Annotated in this window: 22 protein-coding genes; 12 read left to right on the plus strand and 10 right to left on the minus strand. The window is 45.0% G+C overall.

Going from position 1 to position 25,504, the window contains the following annotated elements; genetic code table 11:
- Positions 1 to 167: 167 nt before the first annotated feature.
- From L4D74_RS07990 to L4D74_RS08010, 5 genes are read right to left on the minus strand one after another with little or no spacing between them, the layout of a single operon-like run.
- Positions 168 to 1,076 carry an ABC transporter permease gene (locus tag L4D74_RS07990; protein ID WP_428751608.1) on the minus strand — a complete coding sequence of 303 codons (909 nt, stop codon included), beginning with the start codon at positions 1,074 to 1,076 and terminating at the stop codon, positions 168 to 170.
- Positions 1,073 to 2,041, minus strand: coding sequence for an ABC transporter permease (locus L4D74_RS07995; RefSeq protein ID WP_428751609.1), 969 nt, complete (start codon positions 2,039 to 2,041; stop codon positions 1,073 to 1,075). Before L4D74_RS07995 ends, L4D74_RS07990 begins: the two co-directional genes overlap by 4 nt.
- Entirely contained in the window at positions 2,038 to 2,871 is an 834-nt protein-coding gene (locus L4D74_RS08000; RefSeq protein ID WP_428751610.1) for an ATP-binding cassette domain-containing protein, read from the minus strand. Before L4D74_RS08000 ends, L4D74_RS07995 begins: the two co-directional genes overlap by 4 nt.
- The gene (locus L4D74_RS08005) at positions 2,868 to 3,797 is read right to left on the minus strand and encodes an ABC transporter ATP-binding protein (protein ID WP_428751611.1); all 930 of its coding nucleotides are present in this window, start codon (positions 3,795 to 3,797) and stop codon (positions 2,868 to 2,870) included. Before L4D74_RS08005 ends, L4D74_RS08000 begins: the two co-directional genes overlap by 4 nt.
- 15 nt (positions 3,798 to 3,812) lie before the next feature.
- Positions 3,813 to 5,486 carry a peptide ABC transporter substrate-binding protein gene (locus tag L4D74_RS08010; RefSeq protein ID WP_428751612.1) on the minus strand — a complete coding sequence of 558 codons (1,674 nt, stop codon included), beginning with the start codon at positions 5,484 to 5,486 and terminating at the stop codon, positions 3,813 to 3,815.
- A gap of 776 nt (positions 5,487 to 6,262) precedes the next feature.
- Here L4D74_RS08010 and L4D74_RS08015 point away from each other — a divergent pair.
- A complete protein-coding gene (locus L4D74_RS08015) occupies positions 6,263 to 7,345 on the plus strand; it encodes a porin (protein ID WP_428751613.1) in 1,083 nt (360 codons plus the stop codon).
- An 83-nt stretch (positions 7,346 to 7,428) separates the two neighbouring features.
- Here the strand turns inward: L4D74_RS08015 and L4D74_RS08020 are convergent, their stop codons facing one another.
- Both L4D74_RS08020 and L4D74_RS08025 read right to left on the minus strand, forming a co-directional pair.
- Positions 7,429 to 7,671, minus strand: coding sequence for a hypothetical protein (locus tag L4D74_RS08020; RefSeq protein WP_428751614.1), 243 nt, complete (start codon positions 7,669 to 7,671; stop codon positions 7,429 to 7,431).
- Positions 7,672 to 7,678: 7 nt separating this feature from the next.
- Positions 7,679 to 9,073: an MATE family efflux transporter gene (locus L4D74_RS08025; protein ID WP_428751615.1), complete on the minus strand. Its 1,395-nt coding sequence runs from the start codon at positions 9,071 to 9,073 to the stop codon at positions 7,679 to 7,681.
- Positions 9,074 to 9,232: 159 nt separating this feature from the next.
- Between L4D74_RS08025 and L4D74_RS08030 the strand changes: the two genes are divergently transcribed.
- The gene (locus L4D74_RS08030) at positions 9,233 to 10,138 is read left to right on the plus strand and encodes a LysR family transcriptional regulator (protein ID WP_428751616.1); all 906 of its coding nucleotides are present in this window, start codon (positions 9,233 to 9,235) and stop codon (positions 10,136 to 10,138) included.
- Between the two features lie 191 nt (positions 10,139 to 10,329).
- Here the strand turns inward: L4D74_RS08030 and L4D74_RS08035 are convergent, their stop codons facing one another.
- Positions 10,330 to 11,115 (minus strand): IclR family transcriptional regulator, encoded by a 786-nt coding sequence (locus tag L4D74_RS08035; RefSeq protein ID WP_428751617.1) that lies wholly within the window; start codon positions 11,113 to 11,115, stop codon positions 10,330 to 10,332.
- Between the two features lie 159 nt (positions 11,116 to 11,274).
- On the opposite strand from L4D74_RS08035, the gene pta reads away from it, so the two are divergent.
- Together pta and L4D74_RS08045 are read left to right on the plus strand one after the other, a co-directional pair.
- Entirely contained in the window at positions 11,275 to 12,312 is a 1,038-nt protein-coding gene (gene pta, locus L4D74_RS08040) for a phosphate acetyltransferase (RefSeq protein ID WP_428751618.1), read from the plus strand.
- Between the two features lie 58 nt (positions 12,313 to 12,370).
- Entirely contained in the window at positions 12,371 to 13,141 is a 771-nt protein-coding gene (locus L4D74_RS08045) for a TSUP family transporter (RefSeq protein ID WP_428751619.1), read from the plus strand.
- Between the two features lie 104 nt (positions 13,142 to 13,245).
- Here the strand turns inward: L4D74_RS08045 and L4D74_RS08050 are convergent, their stop codons facing one another.
- Positions 13,246 to 14,979: a cobaltochelatase CobT-related protein gene (locus tag L4D74_RS08050; protein ID WP_428751620.1), complete on the minus strand. Its 1,734-nt coding sequence runs from the start codon at positions 14,977 to 14,979 to the stop codon at positions 13,246 to 13,248.
- Entirely contained in the window at positions 14,972 to 15,961 is a 990-nt protein-coding gene (locus L4D74_RS08055) for an AAA family ATPase (RefSeq protein WP_428751621.1), read from the minus strand. Before L4D74_RS08055 ends, L4D74_RS08050 begins: the two co-directional genes overlap by 8 nt.
- 330 nt (positions 15,962 to 16,291) lie before the next feature.
- Between L4D74_RS08055 and xsc the strand changes: the two genes are divergently transcribed.
- The 8 genes from xsc (at position 16,292) to L4D74_RS08095 (ending at position 25,494) form a co-directional block, all read left to right on the plus strand.
- Entirely contained in the window at positions 16,292 to 18,103 is a 1,812-nt protein-coding gene (xsc, locus tag L4D74_RS08060; protein WP_428751622.1) for a sulfoacetaldehyde acetyltransferase, read from the plus strand.
- Positions 18,104 to 18,179: 76 nt separating this feature from the next.
- Complete coding sequence (locus L4D74_RS08065; RefSeq protein WP_428751623.1) at positions 18,180 to 19,208, plus strand: YeiH family protein; 1,029 nt, start codon at positions 18,180 to 18,182, stop codon at positions 19,206 to 19,208.
- Positions 19,209 to 19,242: 34 nt separating this feature from the next.
- Complete coding sequence (locus L4D74_RS08070; RefSeq protein WP_428751624.1) at positions 19,243 to 20,040, plus strand: FRG domain-containing protein; 798 nt, start codon at positions 19,243 to 19,245, stop codon at positions 20,038 to 20,040.
- A gap of 302 nt (positions 20,041 to 20,342) precedes the next feature.
- Positions 20,343 to 20,768, plus strand: a complete 426-nt coding sequence (locus L4D74_RS08075; RefSeq protein ID WP_428751625.1) for a nuclear transport factor 2 family protein — start codon at positions 20,343 to 20,345, stop codon at positions 20,766 to 20,768.
- A gap of 88 nt (positions 20,769 to 20,856) precedes the next feature.
- Positions 20,857 to 22,308 carry an NAD(P)/FAD-dependent oxidoreductase gene (locus L4D74_RS08080; RefSeq protein ID WP_428751626.1) on the plus strand — a complete coding sequence of 484 codons (1,452 nt, stop codon included), beginning with the start codon at positions 20,857 to 20,859 and terminating at the stop codon, positions 22,306 to 22,308.
- A 157-nt stretch (positions 22,309 to 22,465) separates the two neighbouring features.
- The gene (locus L4D74_RS08085; RefSeq protein ID WP_428751627.1) at positions 22,466 to 23,467 is read left to right on the plus strand and encodes a TRAP transporter substrate-binding protein; all 1,002 of its coding nucleotides are present in this window, start codon (positions 22,466 to 22,468) and stop codon (positions 23,465 to 23,467) included.
- Between the two features lie 122 nt (positions 23,468 to 23,589).
- Positions 23,590 to 24,132, plus strand: a complete 543-nt coding sequence (locus L4D74_RS08090; protein ID WP_428751628.1) for a TRAP transporter small permease — start codon at positions 23,590 to 23,592, stop codon at positions 24,130 to 24,132.
- 21 nt (positions 24,133 to 24,153) lie between these two features.
- Positions 24,154 to 25,494, plus strand: coding sequence for a TRAP transporter large permease (locus L4D74_RS08095; RefSeq protein ID WP_428751629.1), 1,341 nt, complete (start codon positions 24,154 to 24,156; stop codon positions 25,492 to 25,494).
- Positions 25,495 to 25,504 lie beyond the last annotated feature (10 nt).

Consider the following 25,504-nt stretch of genomic DNA (forward strand, 5'->3'; position numbering starts at 1 on the left):
TTATCGGCTGTAGAGGAGGGGTATGCTGTTTGTGATTCGGTTTATGTCACCTTGCTGTAAGCATCACAACGGTAAAGTCGCTTTATTCATGCTGATTTATCATTGTGATGTTAAGGAAGCGAAGAGCAGTTGCGCTACGCCGCTGCTCTTTGAGTGCCTATTTTCTGCTACGCTTTTGGATCTATCGCTTCTTGTAAACCATCACCGAGAAAGTTAATGGTAATGACGGTAAATAATACCATTGCTCCTGGGTAGACGGCCGCTAAAGGGTAGTGCCACATGGCTTCTCTCGCATTTTGTAGCATGTTGCCCCACGAAGGTGTAGGTGGATTGATGCCAAAGCCTAAATAACTCAATGCGCTTTCGGTTAAAATAGCGCCGCCTATGCCCAATGTTGTCGCGGTAATGACGGGAGCGATGACGTTGGGAAGTATGTGACGCCTCATGACAAACCAGTGACTAGCACCATAACCAATGGCTGCTTGAACATATTCTCGATGCTTGACTGATAGTGTGTTAGAGCGCACAAGGCGAGCGGCAAAAGGCCAACCGAGTAATGAAATGACGACCACTAAACGATAAATACTGAAATTGTCGCTGCGGACTATTTCCTCTGAAAACCCAAGCTTTGTCATATCGATACTTTGAATCAATATAAGTAACATAATGCCCGGTAAGCTAATGATGAAGTCAGCGCTTCGCATGATAAACGCGTCGATCTTGCCACCATGATAGCCAGCAATGATCCCTAGCGTTGTCCCTATCATGGAGGTGGCAATTGCGGCGGTAAATGCAAAGGTTAACGAGACTTGTCCACCCAGTAGTAACCGGGTGAAGATGTCCCTTCCTAATTCGTCTGTACCAAGAATATGGGCGTCAGTTGCGCCTTCAAAACGGCTAAAAAGATTATCGGAATAAGGATCAACCCCTAACCATTGCCCGATAAAGTGGACGCTGAAACAGACGATAGTTAGCCCAATAAGGAACAGTAAAGAGGCCATTGCTAATTTGTGGCGAAGTAGGCGCTGAGCAACTTGAAGCCACGGCTTTTGGCTTCTGATTTGGACATAGCTCATGATTGACCTCCTTTGGATAAGTTGATGCGAGGATCAACTTTGGAATAGAGAAGGTCGGCAATAAAGTTCATGACCAAAATGGCCGTCGTCGCCACCATAAAGCACGACATCGCGACATTATAGTCACTGCCATTTATCGCATCGACGGTTAACTTACCAATGCCAGGCCAACTAAAAATTGTTTCTGTCAGCACCGCGCCACTGACAAGTGCAGCGACATCCATTGCGAGCACGGTAATCATTGGTAACATGCCATTTTTGACGCAGTGCTTAAATAAGACACGTAGCGATGAGGCACCTTTCGCTTTCGCGGTGCGGACAAAATCTTGTCGAAACACTTCCAACATGCTGGAGCGCATAAAGCGAGAAATAGAAGCAATACTGAGTAACGTTAGGCTTAGAATAGGTAGCACCATGTATTCGAGTTTATCTAGCCCTTGCGCGCCGTCTGCTTCCCCTGTGCCGCCTGCCGGGAAGATGGGATAAACTACCGAAAACAGCATAATCAACATCAGTGCGAGCCATGCGGCTGGTGTAGATAAAAAGAGATAAGTGAAGCCGCTAATAATGTAGTCCGTGGCTTTATTTTGTTTGACCGCGCACAGTATGCCAATGGGAAGTGCAATGAAAATGGATAATAACGTCCCGCTACCGACTAAAATAAGGGTATTTTTCATGGCATCCCAAAGTACATCAACAGCGGGCTGAGAGAACATTCGTGAATACCCTAAGTCCCCTTGTAATGCATCGGATAACCACAAGAAATAACGAACATAAACTGGCTTATCAAGGCCTTGTTCCGCTTTTAGCCGGGCAATATCTTCAGTGGTGATATTGGGATCGTGTTGAGCGAGTAAGTCGATGGGGTCACCGGGCATTAACCCCATTAAATTGTAAGCGGCAAATGAGGCGAGCAGTAACACTAGGATCATTTGCAAAACTCGAGAAATCAAATATCTTTTCATTGATTGACCAATTTCCGTTTGGTTTGATTACAACGTCTTGCTTTCCCAATGTCGGGTACGGCATTGAGAAGTGCTTGGCTATAGGGGTGTTTAGGGGAAGAAAAAAATTCCCCCTTACTCGCCTGTTCAACTATCTCGCCGCACTTCATAACAGCAACGTCATGTGCTAGGTGGTAGACGACAGCCATATCATGACTAATAAAGAAAAAAGCGATGTTATGTTTTTCTTGTAATTCTTTGAATAAATTAATTATTTGAGACTGGACAGAGACATCGAGCGCGGAAAGTGGTTCGTCAGCAATGATCAGTTCTGGCCTTAACATTAGGGCGCGCGCAATGGCTATTCTTTGGCGTTGTCCACCGGAGAATTCATGAGGGTAGCGGGTGAGAACATCTTCACGCATTCCTACCCATTGCAGCACTTCTAAGGCGCGAGCACGCTGGGACTTTTTATCACCCACATTGTTGACTTTCATTGGTTCAATAAGCGAATCGAGTATCGGCATTCTTGGGTTGAGGGCAGAGTAGGGATCTTGAAAAACCAGTCCAATTCGTTGCCTAAGTGGGCGCTGTTTATGGGGAGCTAAACGAGACACTTCACAGCCTGCAAGGAAGATATCACCCGAGTCGGGCTGCTCGAGCATGCTGATCATTCGACCAAGCGTCGATTTTCCTGAGCCTGATTCTCCAACGATAGCGAGTGTTTTTCCCGCTTCCAAACATAGCGAGACGTCTTTTGTTACATGTAAGTAGCTCGCTTTGCGACCAAAAATAGATCCGGCCTCAAGAAGGTAGTGCTTTTGAAGATGCTTGACTTCTAATAGTGTCACTCTTTCCCCCCAAGCGCATCGCGACGCTGCTTAGCACGGTGAATATAGTGGTCATAGAGTTCGGGGCATCGGTCTCGGAAGGTATAGTCAGTACTTCGTTGTTCTAGCGGAGGCACGCTGCCAGGAATCGCCGGCAAGCGATCTATGTCCACACCAACTCTTGGGATAGTCTCTAGAAGAGCTTGAGTATAGGGGTGTTGAGGGTTGTCAAAAATCTCGTTGACGTCTGCAATTTCGACGACTTGCCCTGCATACATGACCATGACTCGGTCTGAGATTTGCGACACAACACCAAGAGAATGACTAATAAATTGAATCGCAGTGCCAGTGGTTTCGCGCAGCTCTTCTAATAAGTCGAGCACTTGTGCTTGTACAGTAACATCGAGTGCGGTTGTAGGCTCATCGGCGATGAGTAGTTTTGGTTTGCAGGCAAGAGCCATCGCAATCATGACTCGCTGACGCATACCGCCAGACAATTCGTGAGGGAACGACTTACAGCGTTTTTCTGGGAAGGGAATATGGACCTGCTTTAACATTTCTATGGCGCGATCCATCGCTTCTGTTTGCGAGGCCTGCTCATGAATAATGAACATTTCGGCAACTTGTTCGCCTACAGTCATTACGGGGTTAAGTGCGGTCATAGGCTCTTGGAAAATCATGCCGATCCCTCCACCACGAATTTTTTGATAACGTCGGTCAGGCATACTAAGCAAGTTCTCGCCTTGAAAACGAATTTCACCAGAAAGGGATAGCTTTTTGTCTAGCAGCCCCATTACGGCGAGTGAGGTTAGCGATTTTCCACACCCTGACTCACCGACAATACCTAAAATTTCACCTGACTGTATTTGATAGTTGACATCCTTAACAGCGAAGTGTGGCCCTAGAGCCACACTCATATTACGAACATCCAGTATTACTTCACTCATAGGTTGCTCGTTTTGTTAATTTGCTCGTGTCCAATTTTCTGCCCAAAAACTTGAGTAGGTTTGGTGACCTGTAGGTTCAACGTCTTTTAGCCATTTAGGCATGATAAAGCTGTCTGCTCGATAGTAGAGTGGTAACGCGGGTAAATCAGTCGCATAAAGATGTTGGAATTGCTTCCAAAGTTCAAGACGTTTTTCTTGATTAAGTTCAGCATCAATTTGTTCGATGATACGGTCCATTTCTGGGCTGGAGTAGCCTGCGTAGTTCTGTCCTGACCAGCCATTGTCTTCGGTTGGTATGTACTCAGAGTGCATCGTCGTTCGCGGAAGCTGTTCGGGGGAGGTCCCCCAAGCAAACATAGCTAAACCTTTATGTTTGCGCTCTGTCAGTGTGGTACCAAAATAAACACGAGCAGTTTGATTATTGATGATGGCTTTGATACCCACCTTTTTCCATTGCCCCTGAGCAAACTGCTGAACTAGCTCGCGGGTTTTATTACCGGATGTGGTCATAAATTCAATTTCTAACGGTTTTCCGTCTTTGACTTGAACACCATTCACGAGCTTATAGCCCGCTTCCTTGAGCAGAGCTTTGGCTTTTTCTGGACTGTAGGCATAAGAAGGTGCATCTGGATCAAATGAAGCATCTAACGGGCTGACACTTGAATTCGCGACTTTTTGTTTGCCTTCAAATAGTTTTTCGGTCAAGAGCTCACGATCCAAACCCAGTAACAATGCGCGGCGCACACGAACATCTTTTAAGTGAATATTGGCGAGTTGGATATCTAAATGCTCGTAAACGGCAGCAGGGCGGATGTCGACGTGGTATTTGTTGGCAAAGCGTTTCTTAAACTGTAGCGCCTGATCCAAAGAGAGTCCCATTTCCCCTGGGATATAATCTACATCACCGGATAGTAGGTTCGCTTGTAGAGCTTGAGTATCAGAGACAGTTTTGAGTGTGATGTTATCGAAGTGAGGTTGCTTGCCCTTCCAGTGAGGGTTTAGTTGCAGCTTAACGTATTGACCTTGTTTAAGCTCATTGATTGAGTAAGGGCCGTTATATAGGCCGGCGGACGTTGGGTCGGTCACGTATTTTGTTTTAAGGTGGTACTGTTTAGGATCAGCCTTAAAAATAGGCTCTTCAAGGTGGCGTGGTAGCACATCTGGCACATAATACGCATTGTATTTGTAAGACACTCTATCCACATAAACGTTAACGGTGCGGTCATCAACGACTTCAAGTTTTTCGATGTGCTGGTACGTGGATAACCCGGCATTACCTTGTACGTCTGACGATGTAGCCACTTGATACCAAAACTCAATATCTTTACTGGTTACCGGGGTGCCGTCTCCCCAAAATAGGTCTTTTTTAAGTGACATGGTCATTTTAACCCCTTTGTCACTCTCCTCTTCTTTTGCATGTGGGCGATCGACAATAACGGCGAGCCCATTCTCGAAGGTTGGAACTTGTTCACATAGAAAGCAAACCAGTTGCCATTGTTGGTCAAAACCTAGCGTGCCGCGAATCGAAAAGCCGTGGGTATAGGTTTTCGCAACCATGCTATCAATAAGGGGATGCAAGGTTGAGGGGTATTGAGATATGCCTATTGTGAGTTTGTCGTCGGCTGTCGTTTGGCCTGAAAATAGCAGGGCTGTACTAATGAGTGCGAGAGTCGTTTTATTCAGGGTCATTTGATGTCCATATCTATTGACTTAATGGGGGGTTTATTAAATGCGTCTAAGTGCATAGCTATGTTCAACATAAAGTGATAGGGAGTATGAATCAAGCCGCTGAGTCAATAAATAGAAGTAGAAAGCAATTAATAGAAGTAATTGCCTTTTACTTCATACTTTTAGGGTAAAACGGTGTGAAACATAGAAGCGGTTGTTGATTTTAGCTGTTGTTGCTTTTAGCGAGTACTGCTTTTAGCGAGGACAGTTACTGAATATGAATCACTGAAACCAGTAATAATGGTGTATAGCCACAAGTATTGATTTATAAAATCATATCACTCCTATTTAATGGACGATGAAGTAATCTAAGTTCGGTTTTTATTGTGATGGTTATCTTGAAATGAATTAAATTTACTACTGACGAGATAGAATCAAGATGGCGATCACTATGCGTTATTGATAATTGTATATAAACTGTCCTTACTTACTCACATGAAGATGCAATGAATGTCACACTTATTATCTGCAATCGAGCTTTGTGCTTTGCGTAGTGATCTCCAGCTCTCATTTTGGTACAACCAAGACTATCGATTTACGCACGACCACCCTACTGACTAACGTTCGTTAGTGCTTTGTGCTGTCAGTACAAAGGCCTTCTCAGATTTTTACCAATACTTTAGCGATTCAATAATTATATTGAAGCGTTAAGTTGTATTGTTTGAAATATATAGTTTCTCCTGCGGCTCAATAAATATTGGGCACGTACCCCTGTACTTGAAATTTGGAAAATAATAATGAAATTAAATATTCTCGCGACAACTATTGCTGCTATTTGTTTAAGTGCTCAAGCGACGGCTTATACGGTGTATGAAGATGATGTCAACAAGTTTGATATTGGTGGCGCATTTGTGGTTGATATTTTCAAGCCGACTTCGGATATGGATGCCATTTTTTATACCAGCCGTTCTACGTTCAATTTAGCGTTTGAAAGAGAGTTAGGCAACGATTGGTCTACCGACGTGAAATTGGAGTGGGATAACTTCCTCAATGCGCCTTCTTCCTATGGTGTGAACGGTGACAACTTCCGTAACCGTCTCGGTTATATCTCGTTAAACAATGAATCACTAGGTAGTGTCCGTATTGGTAAGCAGTGGTCGGCATACCATGATGTGGCTAAGTATATGGATAACTTAATCATTATCGATCCAGATGCGACCCCAATCTACAGCGATGGTCGTGATGGTGGCTTCTTAGCAACAGGGCGTGGCGATAATCTTGTCGCATATCGTAATACGTTAGGTGGATTGAACCTTTCTGCGCATTATGGATTTGGGAGTACCAGCGAAACCGTGGACATTGACCGTGACTATAACGTTGCAGCCGCCGCAAGTTACGATTTCGAATCGGGTGTGAGTATTGGAGCGACGTACCTACAAAACAAGGTGTATGTAGACAGCAGCGCACCAGTGATGAACCTAAAAGACGGCGATACGCAAGATGCGATTTCGGCAGGTGCTCAGTATGCTCAAGGCCCAATAAAAGTGGCGGCCATGTACACTAAAGGTACTAAGGTACATAAGGCCGGTTTACTCGGGCATTCTGACTTAGAATACGCGGATGCGAACGGTATTGATGTCTATGCGCATTACATGTTTGATATCGGCCTTCGCCCTTATGCGTATTACTCTAATCTAGATTTTGATGACTCTGCCGTTGGAGTTACAGGGGATAGACAGGTTTATGCGCTAGGTTTGACTTATCATTACAGTCCGAAAATGATGGTAACTGCTGAGTTTAAACGCAATGTAGTTGATGATTTAGCACTAGGCAGTGTGAGTGACAACGGCGGCGGCTTTAACGCCATTTACGCATTCTAATTGAGTTTATTAAGGCGAACTGCAATGAGTTCGCCTTATTTATTCTCGATGACCGTTATCTGGTCATTTAGCTTTTTGGTCATTTAGCTTTCGGGCAATTTAGTTTTGTTATCCGCTTGTGGTCGTTCATTTTCGTGTTTATAGCCCATGGTTCGGATATGTTCGCCGTGAATGGTGTTCTTCATTAGCTCCCACAATGCCGCTAAAAACCGTTTGTGCGCTGCGTGATGACGGATGTATTTGATATGAATAAACACATAAATGGCGAAGAAGGTGAGTATGGCGATGGTTACACCATACGTTTCGTATAAGCTGAGTAAGTTCATAGTAATCCTATTCTTTTGTTAGAAAATTAATCCACTTTTTACTTCTGAAGCGATAGACGCATAAAAACCATTTAAATAAGGTTTCTAGGAAAAACATCGCAAATACCACTTCCGGTTCAAATCCAAAAAATAGCGCCCCCAATGCGGCGAGCGGTATACCAAAGAGCCATTGCGTCATTAAATCTTGGTATAAACAGAACTTAACGTCTCCACCAGCTCGCAGTACGCCGACTACCATAGTGGTTGGCAGGGAACGTAAAATAATCCCAAGACATAAAATCAGATAAAACTTATCTGCAAGTGCGCGAGTTTCAGGTGTCAGAACGGAGAATAGTCCAAGAACTTGATCTTTTAGTAACCAAAGACAAATGGCTACGATGATAGTGACCGCTACCGCGATGAAGGTAAATGCAATCGCATGTTGATAGGCCGAATACGCATTTTTTTCACCGAGTTGATTACCGACGATGACGGCAGAGGCATTGGCGATGCCCACAAGAAAGCTCAGTGAGAATGCTTCGATAGGCGTGATAACCGACAGCGCTACGAGCCCTTGATCGCCCGTTTGTCCCATTATGGCCGTATAGCAAAACAGCCCTGCCGCCCAGGTTAGAAAGTTAATAGTGGTTGGGATAGAGAGTTTAGCAAAGCGTGAAATATGAGAAAATTGACACGCTTGGATAATGTCCTGGAGACCAAAATTCAACAAGTGTTGCTTATAGCGTAAATAGATCAGCATCAGCAACATTTCAACGCCGCAGCTGATAAGGGTGGCGATAGCCGCACCTTTCAGGCCGAGTGCGGGCGCGCCAAGCATGCCAAATATCAACACCCAATTTAGCAGCATATTGAGAGCAATGCCGATGGCGCTAAACCAAGTGCTAACGGCAGCTTGATGGATAGAGCGCAAGCCAGCTGAAACACTGCCAGTAAACGCGATAAAAAATAGGCTTAGTGCGGTAATTTTTAGGTATTCATGTCCGAGGATCATGACCTCTGGTGAGCGCGAAGATAATCCGACGACGTGGTTTCCCGCCCCCCAAAAAAGAAGTAACGGTATGGTTGCAGCTAAGGTTGTCATAAGCCAAGTGAGTGCAATACTACGAGTAATGCTTTTTGGCTGCTTTGCTCCAAAGTATTGCGCTGTTAGAACGGCTCCGCCTGTCATTACGCCTGATAGTAAAATGGTCGCAACAAACAGTGCTCGGCTGGCAACACCCGCTGCAGCAATGTCGGTTTCTGACAATTGACCCACCATAATGAGATCGACTAATCCTTTGCTTGAAAAAAGGATGGTTTGCAGTGTGACAGGAATGGCAATAACGAGAATACTTTTTAGTAGCTCCCGACTCAATATGCCCTGTCGGTTACGTTTTGCCATTGAATCGACGTCAATGCTCATGTTGGAAGTGGTTACTTTTAGTTCAAATTTGGCTTATTATGTGATGGAAATTAAGAACATGAAAACCACATATGATGGGGTTTTACGTTCAAGTGCTTAGGGGTGGGCGAGATAGTGCCGACGTTGAATTGGCAGACGATAGAGTGGTAAGGAAGGTAAATGGTAGCGACTTCTGGACATAGCTTAGAGCAACTCAACGCATTTGTGGCGGTGTGTGACGCTCAGTCATATAGCGGCGCTGGGCGTGCTTTAGGCAAAGACCGTACTACTGTTCGGGAACTGGTTAAAGCTTATGAAGATATCTTAGGGTATGGGCTGTTTCAAACACAGGGGAGAAGCGTCATCCCTACCGTTCAAGCGCTAGCGCTGTTACCACAGGTTAGGCTGGTGCTGAGGCAAAATGAAAAGCTATTCCAGTTTAGTCACGCAGTGTTTGATTATCCGACGACCAATATTAATATTGTCTATGATAATGATTTACCTCATGAGCTGGTACGCAACATAGAAGTTCGCGCTTTACAGCGCTATCCAGAGCTTAGGATCAATTGGTATGCGCGGGGAAGAGATAGCAGTCTAGAGGGCATTGTCAGTGGCGAGATTGATTTTGCGATTTTACCCGCCAGAGGCGGTGTTCGTCCCGGGGCACCAGTGAATTATAAGCATTTAGGGCATGTGCGTTATGGCATCTATGTTGGCGCGAGATCACCGTTGGCGTCGATTAAAGAATTTACGTTAGAAGATGCTCAGCTTGAAATTCAGTATGTGAGTGAGCATAGCTTGCAGACTAAGGGGTTGATCACGACGTTTTCTTCTCACTGCCGTACTGTCAGTAGTAACAGCTTGTTAATGTCGATGTTGGAAACGGGAGGCTGGGCATTATTGCCCATCCACATCGCATCGAAGCTTTCAAATCAAGCAAGTCTGATCCAGCTATCTAGCCCGTTATTGACCAGCGACATCAAAATTCCGTTTAGCCTTTTTTATCAAGTTGGCGCTGAAGCAAACCCAATATTGGCCAATATGTTGACTTGGTTTGATGACGCCGTTACACAAGATATCTACTAAATTTAGGGCAACAAGTCGCAGCAGAGACGGTTAGTCGCAACTATTGTCAGTCGCAACTATTGTCAGTCGCAACTATTGTCAGTCGTAATTATTGTGAGTAGCAGATATGATTCACAGCAAATATGGTTCTCAGTAAATATAGCTCGCAGCAAATATAGCAATCATGCTTTGGCCAAACGATTTGTTTAGACTTAACTGCCCCAGCTTTCGGCTTCTATTCTGGACAGTGCCTTAGCAGCTTTTAGCAGGGCAGGTAAGAACTTAATGGCCTCATCTGGCTTGACTCGAATAACCGGAGCTTGAATCGCTAAACCCATATTGGATTGTCCAGACGGTGAGGGGACGAGAACCGCAATGCAGATTAAACCGGGAAGAAACTCTTCGTTATCGATCGCGTAGCCTTGGATTTTGGCATCATCGATGTCTTTTTCTAATTCACCGTGATCGGTGATCGTTTTAATGGTGTATTGGGTTAGTGGTACGTTCTCAATCAGCCTTCGGCGCTGAGATTTAGACATATGCGCTAAAAATAACTTACCACTCGCAGAGCAGTGAACGGGTACGCGGGAACCTGGATGTAAGTGGAATCGTAATGGAGCTTCCGTTTCCGCACGGTCAATATAGATGATTTCACCGCCAGATAATGCAGTCAGATTACAGCTTTCGCCCACTTCTGCTTTTAAGTTCTCGAGTATGGCACGACGTGCACTGTGCATCGTACTGTTGAGCAATAGGTTTTCCGCCAATTTTCTTAACCGAACACCGGAACTGTAATGTTTCTCGTCACCATCTTTTTGAATGATTCCAGCAGATTCCAGCTGTTGTAACATACGATGAAGGGTTGGTTTCGGTAATCCCGTTTCTTCAACAAGACCTTGCAGTGAAATGAATTCGTCTTTTTGTGCAATGACTTCTAAAAGAGAAAAGAGTCTCAGAGTAGGGGTGTCACCTTGGAGTTGAGCGGGTTCTTTTGGCATATATGTTCATCCTTGCAATAGAGCTATGACTCAGATTGTACCTCTGAAATTCTGTTATATCTATATCCATTTTCAGAATAGAGTTTGATCTTTAATGGCACTACATTTATAGTAAATCTAAATTATGGAACAATTTATTCCACTATATAGGATTTAGTCATGAAGGCGATTGAACGGATTATCAATAAAGCACAGAAAGATCGTAAAAGAGTGGTCCTTGCAGAGGCAACCGATCCAAGAGTACTGCAGGCGGCCCGCCAGGTAGTGGATAATCAAATTGCGCATGTCACGTTAATCGGTAATGAACGGCAGGTTGAACAGGCTGCTGAGCAGTGTCATGTAAGTTTAGAAGGTATCCACATTGTCTCTCCCCAGAGCTCACCGTTAAGGGAGGTTTTGGCTGAGCGTCTGTACTTATTGCGAAAACTGAAGGGGATGTCTTACTCTCAAGCACTAGAAAAAGTGGACGACCCACTGACCTTTGCCAATTTAATGGTAAGAGAAGGGCTCGCAGATGGCACGGTGAATGGCGCGGTGTATACCACGTCAGATGTGGTGAGAGCGGCGATACAAATTATCGGTACTGAGGCCAAATCACCATTAGTATCGAGCTTCTTTTTAATGATGCTTTGCGAGGCATTTCATAATTTAAAAGGCGGCCTTATTTTTAGTGACTGTGGCTTGGTGATAAATCCAGACGCAGAGCAGTTGGCAGCGATCGCCATTGCGGCCTCAGACAGTGCAAGAGGACTCTTGATGGAAGAGCCTAAAGTGGCGATGTTGTCCTTCTCCACTAACGGCAGTGCCCAGCACGAATCGGTTGATAAAGTTCGTGAGGCAGCCCGCCTTGTTAAACGTCAACATCCCCAGTTGGCTATCGACGAAGACGTGCAACTCGATGCGGCAATTGTTACTGAAATTGCGGAGCGAAAAGTGCCAGATTCCACCGTGAAAGGTCGCTCGAACGTTTTGATATTTCCTAATTTGGAAGCGGGCAACATTGGCTATAAATTGGCCGAACGATTGGGCGGCGCGGTGGCGATTGGCCCATTGTTGCAAGGGCTCAACAAACCAGCCAATGACTTATCTCGTGGATGCAGTGTGACGGACATCATGCACGTGATTGCGGTGACCGCAGTGCAGGCTCAGGCGTCTGCTGGTGCTGAACTATTTGAACCAGAACTTAGCGTTTCTTGATTTCGTAATCATTACAAATTTAACGACAACCTACTGGTGTATGAAATAAAGGGTCGCGATGGACGTTGTGTTATTGGCTGCAATTTTAGCCACGATTGTGTTGGGTACCTATTTTCAAACGGTGACAGGATTCGGTCTTGGCATCATTGTTATTGGCATTTGTGTGACCTTCAATTTAACGTCGCTCCCTGTCATTGCAGCGGTTGTGAGTATTGTCACCTTTTTTAATTGCTTCGTTGCGCTCGCCGGCAAGCCCTTTACTGGTGAAGGGAAGATCATGACCGCTTTAGTCATAGGGGTCATTCCAGGGGTCGTGGTTGGCGTTTTTCTGTTGGGCGAATTGAGTGAGTCGTCGACGAACGTATTGCGTGGCTTACTGGGGGCGATGATTATGCTAGCAGGCCTTAATTTTATGTTTAAGCCCAGCACCCTCGCTCACCGATCCTTGCCAGCTGCGTTTTTATTGTCTGGCTTTGGTTCTGGGTTTGCTGGTGGCTTATTTGGCATGGCTGGCCCACCTATTGTTTTTCATCTGTACCGGCAACCGTTTACGATTGAAGTGGTACGTAGCATCTTACTCATGGTATTTGCGTGTACTTCCGCTTCTCGGACGGTATATGTCTACGCCAGTGGAGCATTAGAGTCGCAGATTCTCATTTTATCAGTGTTAGCGATACCCTTAGTGGCATTAGTGACCGGATTGGCTCGACGTTATCCTCCGAGTGTTAGTAGCCAAATCTTAAGGTCGATAGTGTTTAGCGTATTGATGCTTATTGGCGCGCAGCTCCTCTTGTCTGCGTTATGGGATGCGAGAGCTTTGTTAGTCTAAGCAAGGCATAGCGGTCTAAGCAAGGCTTAGCGGTTTAATAAGGCATAGCGGTCTAATAAAGTATCGCGGTTTCAACAAGGTTTAGCGTGTTTAGCTAGTGATGGTCACCTTAAGGCCGAAAATATGTGCCTGCAAACGGAGAAGATGCAACTCTCTCGGACGTCAATGGTGAGATTTTTTCGGTAGTAAGTGCTCAAGTCAATCCCCATTCCTACACCGTAGATTTCTATCTCTGCGGACTGCTGCTCGATTTCAATGACGTGTTTTAAGTGATTGTCTAAGTAAAATTGATCGTTAGCGGTGCTGGTTGCGGTATCCATCGGACAACCATCAGAAAAAACGAAGAGGATTTTTCTTTTCTCTGGTCTTGATTTGAGTCGTTGGCTGGCAAATTGAATCGCTTCACCATCAATTCCCTCTTTGTAGATATCCGCTTTGCGCAGTGCGGCAATGGCGAGGCGCGCTTTCCTCCAAGGTGTATTGAAGTCCTTAAACAGAATATGTCGAACTTCATTGAGTCGGCCAGGGTGTGCGGGTTGCCCCTGTTTTAGCCATTGTTTGTAGGCCTGACCGCCATTCCATTTGCCCGTCGTAAATCCCAGTATTTCATGGGGAATACCGGCCAGTCCCAATGACTTGAGTAGTGTGTCGAATAGTAAACTTAGTTGGTGCGCGTACTGCTGCATTGAGCCTGAGCAATCCATTAGGATTGAAATAGCGCAATCATTGGTCGTACTGAACTCTGCTTGATAAAAGACCTGCGTGTTTTGTGGTGACGTAACAATACTAGGCAGAGTTTTACCATCAATAATCCCTTCTTCTAGTCTATCGCGAACCCCTTTTATTTCAGAGACTTTGACAATATTACTTATGAAAGCGGCCAGTCGGCGAGCATTAATGTGTAATCGGGAGGCGTCGTCAGTGATTTGTTGGCGCAGCTCTTGTAACAGTGCCTGCCTGACCATGGATTCCGCCAGAATCACCTTATCAAATTCAGCAGTATAGATTTGATATTGGCTATGGTCTTCTTGAAATACACGACTGACTCCAGTGATGTCGGTCGCGACAGGGTTATCTTCGATGTCGCCATCCACAAAAAGCGCCAGTTTTGACAGTAATTTAGTGTCTTCTTCAATGGCGTCGCCACCATCTTCCTCCTCATTAGACATTTCTGCGTTTACCAATTCGGAGGTGAGTTGGCAAAGTACTAACGAATGCTGTGCAAAGTTAGGTTGATCGGTTTTGGATTCACGCAGTGCTTTTAGGGCGTGACCGATCGCTGGAGCGATCCCGGCGCGGGTAGCTTCAATGCTATCGGCAATGGCTTCAGGAACCGCTAAACCATGCAGGCGAGAATAGAGCACCTGCATGAGAGTAAATAATAAGATGCCAAGTTTAGATTCCGTAAAGCCATTTTGATGGTAGAGCTGACTCCAATGATGAAAATTGAGTCGCGTACTGTTGATAACGCCCTGAAGGTGATTAGGGACGATTGACTCCACGCGAACTTGTTCGCAGAAATCGAACAGTAGCCTTTCAATTTCAGAGTCTGGACGCAAAGAGCGGTGCAATTCTCTGTCTGAAAACAGAATCCGTATGGCGGCGGAGTCAATTTTACCTCGGGTAGAAGCATGATCAGCAGCGTGATTATGCCGAGAATGGAAGGTTAAATCATTGACGTGTGCAGCAAGAAAGTAGCAAGGTTGATTTCCTTGATATAAGCGATGACCACGGTAGTTTAGGTTCGCATCATGGCTAATGGCACGAGCGACAGCAACGCTGCTATCGAGAAGACGCTTCTGTAAAGGCGTGATCGGTTGTGAGGTTGTGTTAGACACGATGATATTTCCCTTCTGCGGTCGACGGGTTTGTTGGGATGAGCTCTTCACCAAAGCACCGATAGAAATATTCTGCCAACAAATGCTTCTCTTCTTCTTCGCAACGGTTCACAAAAGAGAGTCTGAAGGCCGTCGCAACGCTGTTAAAAATAGCGATATTTTCCGCCCAAGTAATAACTGTTCGTGGTGACATCACGGTTGAAAGATCGCCGGCAACAAAGCCCTTTCTCGTCAGTCCTGCGGTGGCGATCATTTTATCGACCGTCAGTCTACCAAGTTCATTCTGTAATACAGGGACGCGCGACAACACGATATCTGCTTCATGGCTTGGGTCTAGATAGTTCAAGGTGGCGATAATATTCCATCGGTCTAACTGACTATGATTCAGTACTTGAGTACCTGAATACAAGCCAGAAAAATTGCCGAGTCCGACCGTGTTGCAGGTAGCAAATAAGCGAAAGTACGGGTGTGGCGTGATCACGCGATTTTGTTCCAGTGATGTGTATTTCCCGTCTTGCTCCAAAATTTGTTGAATCACAAACATAACATCAGGGCGACCTGCATCGTATTCGTCGAGCACGAGTGCGATGGGTTGCTGAATGCTTTTGGGTAATATGCCTTCTCTAAATTCGGTAACTTGTAGGCCGTCTTTTAGCACGATGCTGTCTTTACCAATGAGATCGAGCCGACTTAAGTGCCCATCCAAGTTCACTCTAAGACATGGCCAATTCAGTCGCGCTGCGACCTGCTCTATATGTGATGACTTGCCTGTACCGTGCATCCCTTGAATCAACGTTCTTCTATTTGACGTGAAGCCGGCCAAAATGGCGAGTGTGACTTCAGGGTCAAAGCAATAGCTGGGATCAATGTCAGGGACATAATCACCTCGCTCGGCAAAAGCAGTCACCGTTAAATCGCTTTCAATACCAAAGACATCACGAACCGATAGGTCTACTTGTGGGGTTACTTGCTTTTCACTCATCTGAATCATCCTTCCTTAATGATAATGGTCGCAACCACGAAGTGGTTTCTGGTTCTGGCTATAGGTTTCTGGTTCTGGCAATAAGCTTGTGGTTCTGACTATAGGCTTCTGGTTTTGATTATAGAGACTCACTGGCGTAATTAACGACAAGTTTTGTACGAAAAACTATCAATAATGTGATCTGGTTTTATTTATTGGAATAATATGTTCCGTTTTATATTAAAAATTTTGACGAACAAAATCACAGCAACTAAGGTGATTGTGAAGTCAAAAAAGAGACGTTTTGTTCCGAAAATTGAAATTATTATCAGAAGTCAAGGAGAGCGAAGGATGAGCGAGCAAGAAAAAAGGACGGTTGTTTCCGGTATAACTACGATGACACCGTCGGAAGCATTTGTTGAAACCATGGTCGCAAATGATGTCACCGACATGTTTGGCATTATGGGGTCTGCATTTATGGACGCGATGGATATTTTTGCACCTGCTGGGATACGCCTCATTCCTGTGGTACATGAACAGGGCGCTGCTCACATGGCAGACGGCTACTCTCGTGTTTCTGGTCGTCACGGTGTGGTTATTGGTCAAAACGGACCGGGTATTAGTAATTGTGTGACGGCAATAGCAGCGGCATATTGGGCACATAGCCCTGTGGTTATTGTGACACCAGAAACCGGTACGAAAACGATGGGGCTAGGTGGGTTCCAAGAATGTAACCAACTTCCTATGTTCCAAGAGTTTACAAAATATCAAGGCCACGTTACTCACCCTGACAGAATGGCAGAATACACAGGACGTTGTTTTGACCGTGCAATGAGTGAAATGGGGCCAACTCAACTTAACATTCCTCGTGATTATTTCTACGGAGAAAGCAAAACAGAAATTCCACAACCCGCACGACTTGACCGAGGGCCAGGTGGTGAAAAGTCACTGAATGAAGCCGCAGACCTAATTGCACAGGCGAAATTCCCAGTCATTATTTCTGGCGGTGGCGTCGTGATGGCGGATGCAGTTGAAGAGTGTGCTGCATTGGCAGAAAGACTTGGTGCACCCGTCGTAAATAGTTATTTGCATAATGATTCTTTCCCAGCGAGTCATCCACTTTGGTGTGGTCCGCTTGGTTACCAAGGATCGAAAGCGGCGATGAAACTGATGTCTCAGGCTGACGTTGTCATTGCATTAGGTACGCGTTTAGGGCCATTTGGCACCTTGCCTCAGCACGGTATGGATTACTGGCCGAAAGATGCCAAGATCATTCAAATTGACGCTGACAATAAAATGCTAGGTCTGGTGAAGAAAATCTCTGTGGGTATTTGCGGCGACGCGAAAGCTGCTGCCGTGGCAATCACCCAACGATTGGAAGGTAGAAACCTTACCTGTGATGGCAACAAAGCTATCCGACTAGATACCGTGGCGACAGAAAAAGCGCAGTGGGAAAAAGAGCTGGATGAATGGACTCATGAGCGTGACCCGTTCAGCCTAGATATGATTGAAGAAAATGCCCAAGAAACGCCATTTTCTGGTGGTGAGTATCTGCACCCACGTCAAGTGTTACGAGAGTTAGAAAAAGCGATGCCTGAAGATGTCATGGTATCGACGGACATCGGTAACATTAATTCAGTTGCCAACAGTTACCTCCGATTTGAGAAACCAAGAAGTTTCTTTGCTGCAATGAGTTTTGGTAACTGTGGTTACGCTTTCCCAACCATTATTGGTGCTAAGGCCGCTGCGCCTCACCGTCCTGCGATTTCCTATGCGGGTGATGGTGCTTGGGGGATGAGCTTAATGGAAACCATGACTGCAGTTCGCCATAACATCCCAGTTACGGCGGTTGTCTTCCACAATAGGCAGTGGGGAGCAGAGAAGAAAAACCAAGTGGATTTCTATAACCGTCGTTTTGTGGCTGGTGAACTTGAAAATGAAAGCTTTGCTGAAATTGCCCGAGCGATGGGCGCTGAAGGTATAACGGTCGACAAACTGGAAGATGTTGGTCCGGCATTGCAAAAAGCGATTGATATGCAGATGAACGAAGGGAAAACCACCATTCTTGAAATCATGTGTACTCAAGAGCTGGGTGACCCGTTCCGTCGTGATGCTTTATCCAAACCAGTACGCTTCTTAGATAAGTATAAAGATTACGTTTAAGTCGAGTACAGATTGTCCGGCCTGAATTGGCCGGACACATTGGAAGTTTCACTGTGGGCATGAGGAAGTCAAAGCGATGGTTTCAAAATCAGTACAAATCCCAAGAAATCTGTATCTCGAATCGACGATGATTGCTCCAGGACTGCTATTGAGTATCGTGATTGCGGCAGCGGCAACATTTGTGTCAGATCACTACGGCGGGCCAAAATTTTTATACGCATTATTACTTGGGATCTCGCTACACTTTTTGTCTGAACATGGTAAGTGCGTGGCTGGTATTGAGTTTGCCGCGAAGAAGTTAGTACGTATTGGTGTGGCGCTGTTAGGCGTAAGAATTGCTTATAGCGATGTGGCGACAATAGGGGTTCACGGGGTCGGGATTTTGGCAGGCGCTGTTGTGCTGACCATATTGTTTAGTATTACTTTTGCTCGTTTGCTACGCGTACCGGGACCTTTTGCGCTACTCGCGGGAGGTGCCACTGGAATTTGTGGTATTTCGGCTGCGATGGCCATTTCATCAACACTGCCACAAACCAAAGAAAACGAACAGTTTACGTTGATGACCGCCATTGGTGTGGCAGCATTTTCTACTTTAGCAATGGTGACATATCCATTGATCGTGACCTCGCTAGGTTTGACGCCAGCGGAAGCAGGGATGTTCTTAGGTGGCTCGATTCATGATGTCGCGCAGGTAGTCGGGGCGGGCTTTATGCTGTCGACAGAGGTTGGTGATGCATCGACATTAGCGAAAATGTTCAGAGTAGCGATGTTGATGCCCGTTATTGTTATTTTGGCGCTGTCGGTGCGATTTAACCGTTCGTCAGAAAGCAGCGTATCGACATTATCAACGCCGATAATACCGTTTTTCTTACTGGTGTTTATCGCACTTATTGTCGCCAACAGCTTTAATCTGGTTCCTGAGTCTGCGGTCAATACGATGTCAGATGCGTCTAAATGGTGTTTGGTGATATCCATAGCGGCACTGGGCGTTAAAACCTCGTTTGAGAAACTGTTTTCATTAGGCTGGAAGCCAATCGTATTACTCTTCTCTAATACGGTATTTATTGCGGGATATATGTTGCTAGTTATCTATCTTCAAATGTAAGCGAATTATTATTAAATTTAGCTGGAGTGGTGAGATGATTAATGAATATAACGTTGGATCTATAGATGAATATCATCATTTAATTGGTTCTTTTACGACCCATGATGATGTGGTTATATTTAGGTCTAATGTATCAAATGAACATGCTCTAGTTCCGAAAATTGCGAATAGAAATAAAGCAAGCGTATTATCTGAAGAGAGGGATATATTATCTTCCGTGTTAACTTATGGTGGCAACATACTAGGGGTTGATGGAGGAAATAAATGGCGTTTAATGTGCATAGCACAGGAACTAGGTTTTGATACACGACTATTAGAGTGGACAAGTGACGCAGAGAAAGCATTTTGGTCGGTATCTTATTCGGATTGCGTTGATGCCATTTACATACTAAAAGTCAGTTCAGACGATTTGGTGTGTTTTACACAGTGCCATGAAAAACTAGATAAAATAACAGTCTTTAAGTCAATGGATTGCAATATTGATGAAGAGGATAGTTGCAAGTGGTTTACCTGCCACCCGATTAAAAATAATAACAAAGTTTTATCGTTAAGTGATGAGTTAGAAAATGAATCAGTACTGGGAGTGATTCATTTGTCTGAGGAGTGTTGCTCTGAAATACACAGAGTAAAATCTGGACGGATTGCACCTAAAATAACATCAAGAGTAATATTAATGGAGGAAATAAATATGGATGATAATGCGACTAAGTCGGTTGAGATCGAAGAAGCTAAAGAAAGTAAATTAGAAAATAAGGATTTAAGTACAGAAAACCCGATGGATACGTTAGAGCAATATGGACGTAAATATCATGCTGACTTCGACTTTGATTAGTTTCTTACAAAGAAGTTAGACTAAATAATAAAAATGTAAACACTAGTTTGAATATAAGCCGAGTCATTAGAAGTTATAGGAATATGAGACTAAATATTATGTTTAGATGGTCAACAAACTCTCAAATGTGTGAGCTTGACGTTTGAATGTGAAATAGCGCGACGTTACAGTCGGGTGAATGTTAATGGGTTGTAAACATTAAGTGGTTTCGATTGAATAATCTAGGTATCAAAGGTGGCAAAGAACGCTCTAAATGCGACTAGTGGCAACTAACAAATAACGCGAACCAAAGGAATACGGATATGAACATGCGAACAGGAACATTTCCAGAAATCGAAAGCAATCAAGTAGATGTCGAATTTTTACAGTCTTTCAGTGATGCCTGGAACAATCATGACATTGAAGCACTGATGGGTTTTATTACCGATGACTGTGTGTTCCATACCGTAGCGGGCGATGGCGTTTTAGGCAACACAATAGCAGGCCGAGAAGCGGTTAGAAAAAGCTTCGAATTGGTTTGGCAAAACTTTCCTGATGCCGCTTGGTCAGACCCTAGCCATTTTGTTTGTGGTGACCGTGCGGTATCAGAATCGACATTTTCTGCGACCAACCCGGATGGTGGTGTGATTGAAGCAAGAATGGTGGATGTCTTTACCCTCAAAGATGGCAAGATCAGTGTAAAGAATGCGTTTCGAAAAACACGGCCAGTGATTGCGGCTAGAGCATGATGCCCGTGATGCACACATCTATCCACGCAGTCTTGCGAGCTACTTATCAGTGTGACTTGCGTGTCAGTATATCAAGGAGGGTGAAGTTATGAGTGTAGTCATCGAGCAGCCTGTACCTGACGCCATTGATCGTCAGTCACCAAGTACGCAAGCCAAAGAGCATTACGATCCACAGTACGATCCGCTAAAGGATAACAGCCCAGGGTGTGGCAAAGAATACGCGCCTACTTATTGGGTTGATACCGCCGGAGAGCCACCGGAAGATGATGGACCTATCGTGAAAGATATGGAAGCGGAAGTGGTTATTATTGGTTCTGGATATACCGGTTTAAGCACGGCGATCCATCTTGCTGAAATGTATGGCATTAAAGCAACGGTAATTGAAGCAAACCGTGCGAGTTGGGGTTGCAGTACTCGAAATGGTGGGCAGGCACAGTGCGCAACAGGTCGATTAAAGCGCTCACAGTGGATTGCCCGTTGGGGTTTAGACACCGCGCTTAAAATGCATCAAGAATGCCTAGACGGAATGGAGACGTTTAAGGCGCTGATTAAAGACATTGATTGCGATGCACAGCATGGTGGACATTTATACATTGCTCATCGCCCTAAGGTGATGCGAACGCTGGAAAAAGAAGCCAAGTTGTTGCGTGAGACATTTAATTACAACGCGCAAATTCTCGATGCAGCGACGGTAAAGCGCGAGTATGTCGATGATGAAGAAGCCGCGGGTGCTATGCACGAGCCTGAGGGAATTGGAATACATGCTGGAAAATTGGCCTTTGGTTACTTAAAAAAAGCACGAGCACTGGGAGTTAAAGTTCACCCCTCTAGCCCTGTATTAGGCTGGGAAACTCGTGATGGAATGCATTATATCAAGACCCCGAATGGCACTGTCACTGCAAAAAATGTGGGTGTCTGTACTGGCGGTTATACCAGTCAGGGTTTGCACTCTGAACTGAAAAATCGGCTGCTCCCTGTTTTGTCTAATTCAATGGTGACGCGCCCGTTAACCGAAGACGAAATAGCAGCCTGTAATTTCAAAACCAATCAGGTGATTACCGACACCCGTGTGTTGCGTCACTACTATCGTTTATTGCCGGATAACCGTGTGCAAATTGGAACCCGTAGTGCTATTTCAGGCCGCGACGCGCCGAACAAAAAATATGAAGACATGCTAAAAGCGGATTTGGCAAAAAAATTCCCAGCTTTAAAAGGGATTCAGATTGACTACTCATGGTGGGGTTGGGTCGATGTGAGTCATGACATGATGCCAAGAATTTATCAGCCTAACCCCAATGAAACCATTTTCTATGCGTTGGGTTATGGCGGTAATGGCGTCATGTACTCTGCTCAGGCAGGCAAAAGGTTGGCGCAGTGGATTGGAGGTGAAGGGCATGAACTCAACCTGCCTATTTTTGAATCCAAGCTGCCATTTCCAAATATACAAGAAGTGGTTGAGTCAGAGTTCTTTGCGCCGTTTCGACGCGTAGGGCAACACTTTCTTTACCAATGGTATCAGTTAAAAGATGAGGTGCTTTAGGCTCCGACAGGTGACATCTAATAGATAGAGGGCATCCCCTGTCAGCAAGAATTTGTTTCCATCAATAGGGAAGTAACGACGACCAGGATTGTTGTACCAGGTCACCTTAAAAGCAATGTACAGAATAATAGATGTACACATAATAAAGGTTAAGACTATGACATTTACAAAGAACAAACTCGTAGCCACTGTTGCCATTATGGCGACGACGTTCATGTCGCACAGCGCTATCTCAGCGACATTTAAAATGGCTATCGGTGATGCCGCGGGCGGTACACAATGGGAGCTCGGAACGAAATTCACTGAGTTGATGGAAGAGAAAACCGATGGGCAGGTCAAGATCGACCTATTTCCAAATGGTCAATTGGGTAATGAGCAAGATACGGTCAATGATGCTGCGATTGGATTACTCGATTTTTCAATCCTCGCCATTAACAATGTGACGCCTTTCTCTCCAACCGTTGGCTTGCTAACAATGCCTTACGTCATTCAAAGTGCCGAAGAAGCGGTACTGTTGACGCAAGGAGAGGTAGGTCAGGAGTTGGTAGAAAATACCATTCGTGATGCCAACGTACGTGTGGTTGGTTGGGCATATTCTGGTTTCCGAGTCATCACCAATTCGAAAAAACCGGTGGCGTCGCCTGAAGATCTAAAAGGTCTTGTTATTCGAGTGCCTCGTAACGAAATTATGATTGCTTCTTATCAGGCATGGGGTGTGAACCCAACGCCAATGGCTTGGTCTGAAACCTTTACTGGCTTGCAGCAAGGTGTGGTTGACGGGCAAGACAACCCTTATATCACGGTCTACGCAATGAAGTTTAACGAAGTACAAAAATACGTCACGAACGTGCGCTATATCTTCTCTCTAGAGCCACTTATTGTCAGTGAGTCCGTTTTCCAGCAACAATCTGCTGAAATGCAAAAAACCATTTTGGAAGCGGGTCAAGAAGCAACTGAGCACAGTTTTGCGTACCTACAAGAAACGGAAAGTAAGATCCGTAAAGAGTTAGAAATGAAAGGCATGGTGTTTACCGACCCTGCGAATGGTGAGAAAGAGTGGATCGAAAAGGTCACAACCAAAGTTTGGCCTAAGTTCTACACCAGCATTGGTGGTAAAGACAAACTTGATAATGTTCTGGAGTTGTTGGGTAGAAAGTAACCATAGGACTAGCGCTGTCTAGCAGTGTCCCCTGCTGCTAGACAGCGTGATTACATGCCTACTCAATAACGTTTTGAAATTAGAGCGATTGGTTGTCATGTAGAACATAAAAAGGAGGCTATATGTCGGTCGCAAACACAATAAAAAAACACCTAAATAATACCGAGGAATACGCATGCTGCTTATTGTTAGCAAGCTTTGTTTTACTGTTATTTAGTCAAATTATTACTCGTCAGTTCTTTGATTATTCGATTCCTTGGGGAGATGAAGTCGCTACGTATATGTTTGTTTGGTTTGCCTACCTTGGTGCCGTCGTTGCGGCCAAAATGTCGGCGCATAACCGAGTGAGTTTTCATTTCAAATTTTTCCCACCAATCGTAAAAACCGTCAGTGAGACCATTGCTGACTTACTCTGGTTAGCTTTCAATGGTTATTTTGTTTATCTAAGCTATGACTTTGTTTTTAATAAAATGAATCTCTTTTGGAAGTCCCAAACTACAGGCATTCCAATGAAATACTTTTATATGATTTTGCCGATTGCGTTTTCGTTAATGATGGTTCGAATCATCTGGAACAACTATGAGCGCTTGTTTAAAGGGGCTGAAAACGAAGACCCAGAAGCGAAAGAGTTGCGAAAAATGACCATGCAAAAAAACCTGCCTTAACGAAACGGAAGAGACATTACTATGGAAGCTTATTTAACTCTGATTCTTTTTGGTGGCTTTTTATTCCTACTTATCCTAGGTGCACCGATCACGGTGTCTTTAGCTGGCGCTTCGATGGCCGCTTACTTGATACTGGATAAAAATCCCATTGCCTTGGTACAAATCGCTTTTACGTCGGTTGGTAATTTTCCCCTAATGGCGTTGCCTGCGTTCGTGTTGGCAGGCGCATTAATGGAAGCTGCTGGGATCTCTAAACGGTTGGTGGATATTGCCGAAAGTCTGGCAGGGCCAGTGACGGGTGGGTTAGGCGCCGCCACGGTGATGGCATGCTTATTTTTTGGTGCCATTTCAGGCTCTGGCCCTGCAACAACAGCAGCGGTTGGCATGTTAATGGTGCCAGCGATGGTCAAGAGAGAGTATGACAGAAGTTATGCATCGGCGGTGACGGCAGCCTCTGGGGGACTTGGGATTATTATTCCACCGTCGATACCTTTGGTGATCTTCGGTATTTCATCGATGGGGTTGATGGCACCACCAGAAGCCATTGCTTTACACGGACAGTTTGCTTCTTTATCAATTCCGAAATTGTTTGTGGCGGGCGTTGTACCGGGGTTGATTATGGCCTCTACCTTAGTCATGACCAATTATATGATTGCTAAGCGCGAAGGGTATCGGGGGCTGTCTGAAAACTGGTCCTTTGATGAAGTTAAAGTGTCGATAAAGCGCGGGTTATGGTCGATATTAGCGCCGTTTTTGATTCTTGGTGGTATTTATACTGGCATGTTTACACCAACAGAGTCAGCGGTTGTCGCTATTTTCTACTCGTTGTTTGTTGGTGTGTTTATTCACCGAGAGTTGTCGTTTAAAAACATCTTAAAATCGCTTTCTACAACAACATGGATCACGGGTAGAGTACTGCTGATTTTGTTTGCGGCAACAGTATTTGGCCGTCTGTTGATTGAGCAAAAGATCCCTGTGATTGTTGCGGAGTCTTTGCTTGGCTTTACCGATAATATGTATCTGGTATGGGCGCTCACAATCATGTTGCTGTTGTTTATCGGTATGTTTATGGAAACCCTTGCCGCCATTATGATCATTGTGCCTGTTCTATTGCCGATTATGTACATGTTGGGCGCTGATCCGACACATGTGGGAATTGTTATCGTCTGCACGTTATCGATTGGTTTTGCAACCCCGCCGCTGGGGGAAAATATCTTTGTGGCGTCAGGGATAGGAGGGGCTACCGTGGAACAAATTACCGCTAAGATTCACCCGTTTGTGGTGGCGTCTATTGTCGGCGTTTTTGTTATCGCCTTCTTCCCGAAAATAAGCCTGTGGTTACCGTCGATGGTAGGTTACTAGGAGATAGTAC

Origin of the sequence: Vibrio cionasavignyae, assembly GCF_050337155.1 — a bacterium.
In the GTDB taxonomy this organism is placed as follows: domain Bacteria; phylum Pseudomonadota; class Gammaproteobacteria; order Enterobacterales; family Vibrionaceae; genus Vibrio; species Vibrio nomapromontoriensis.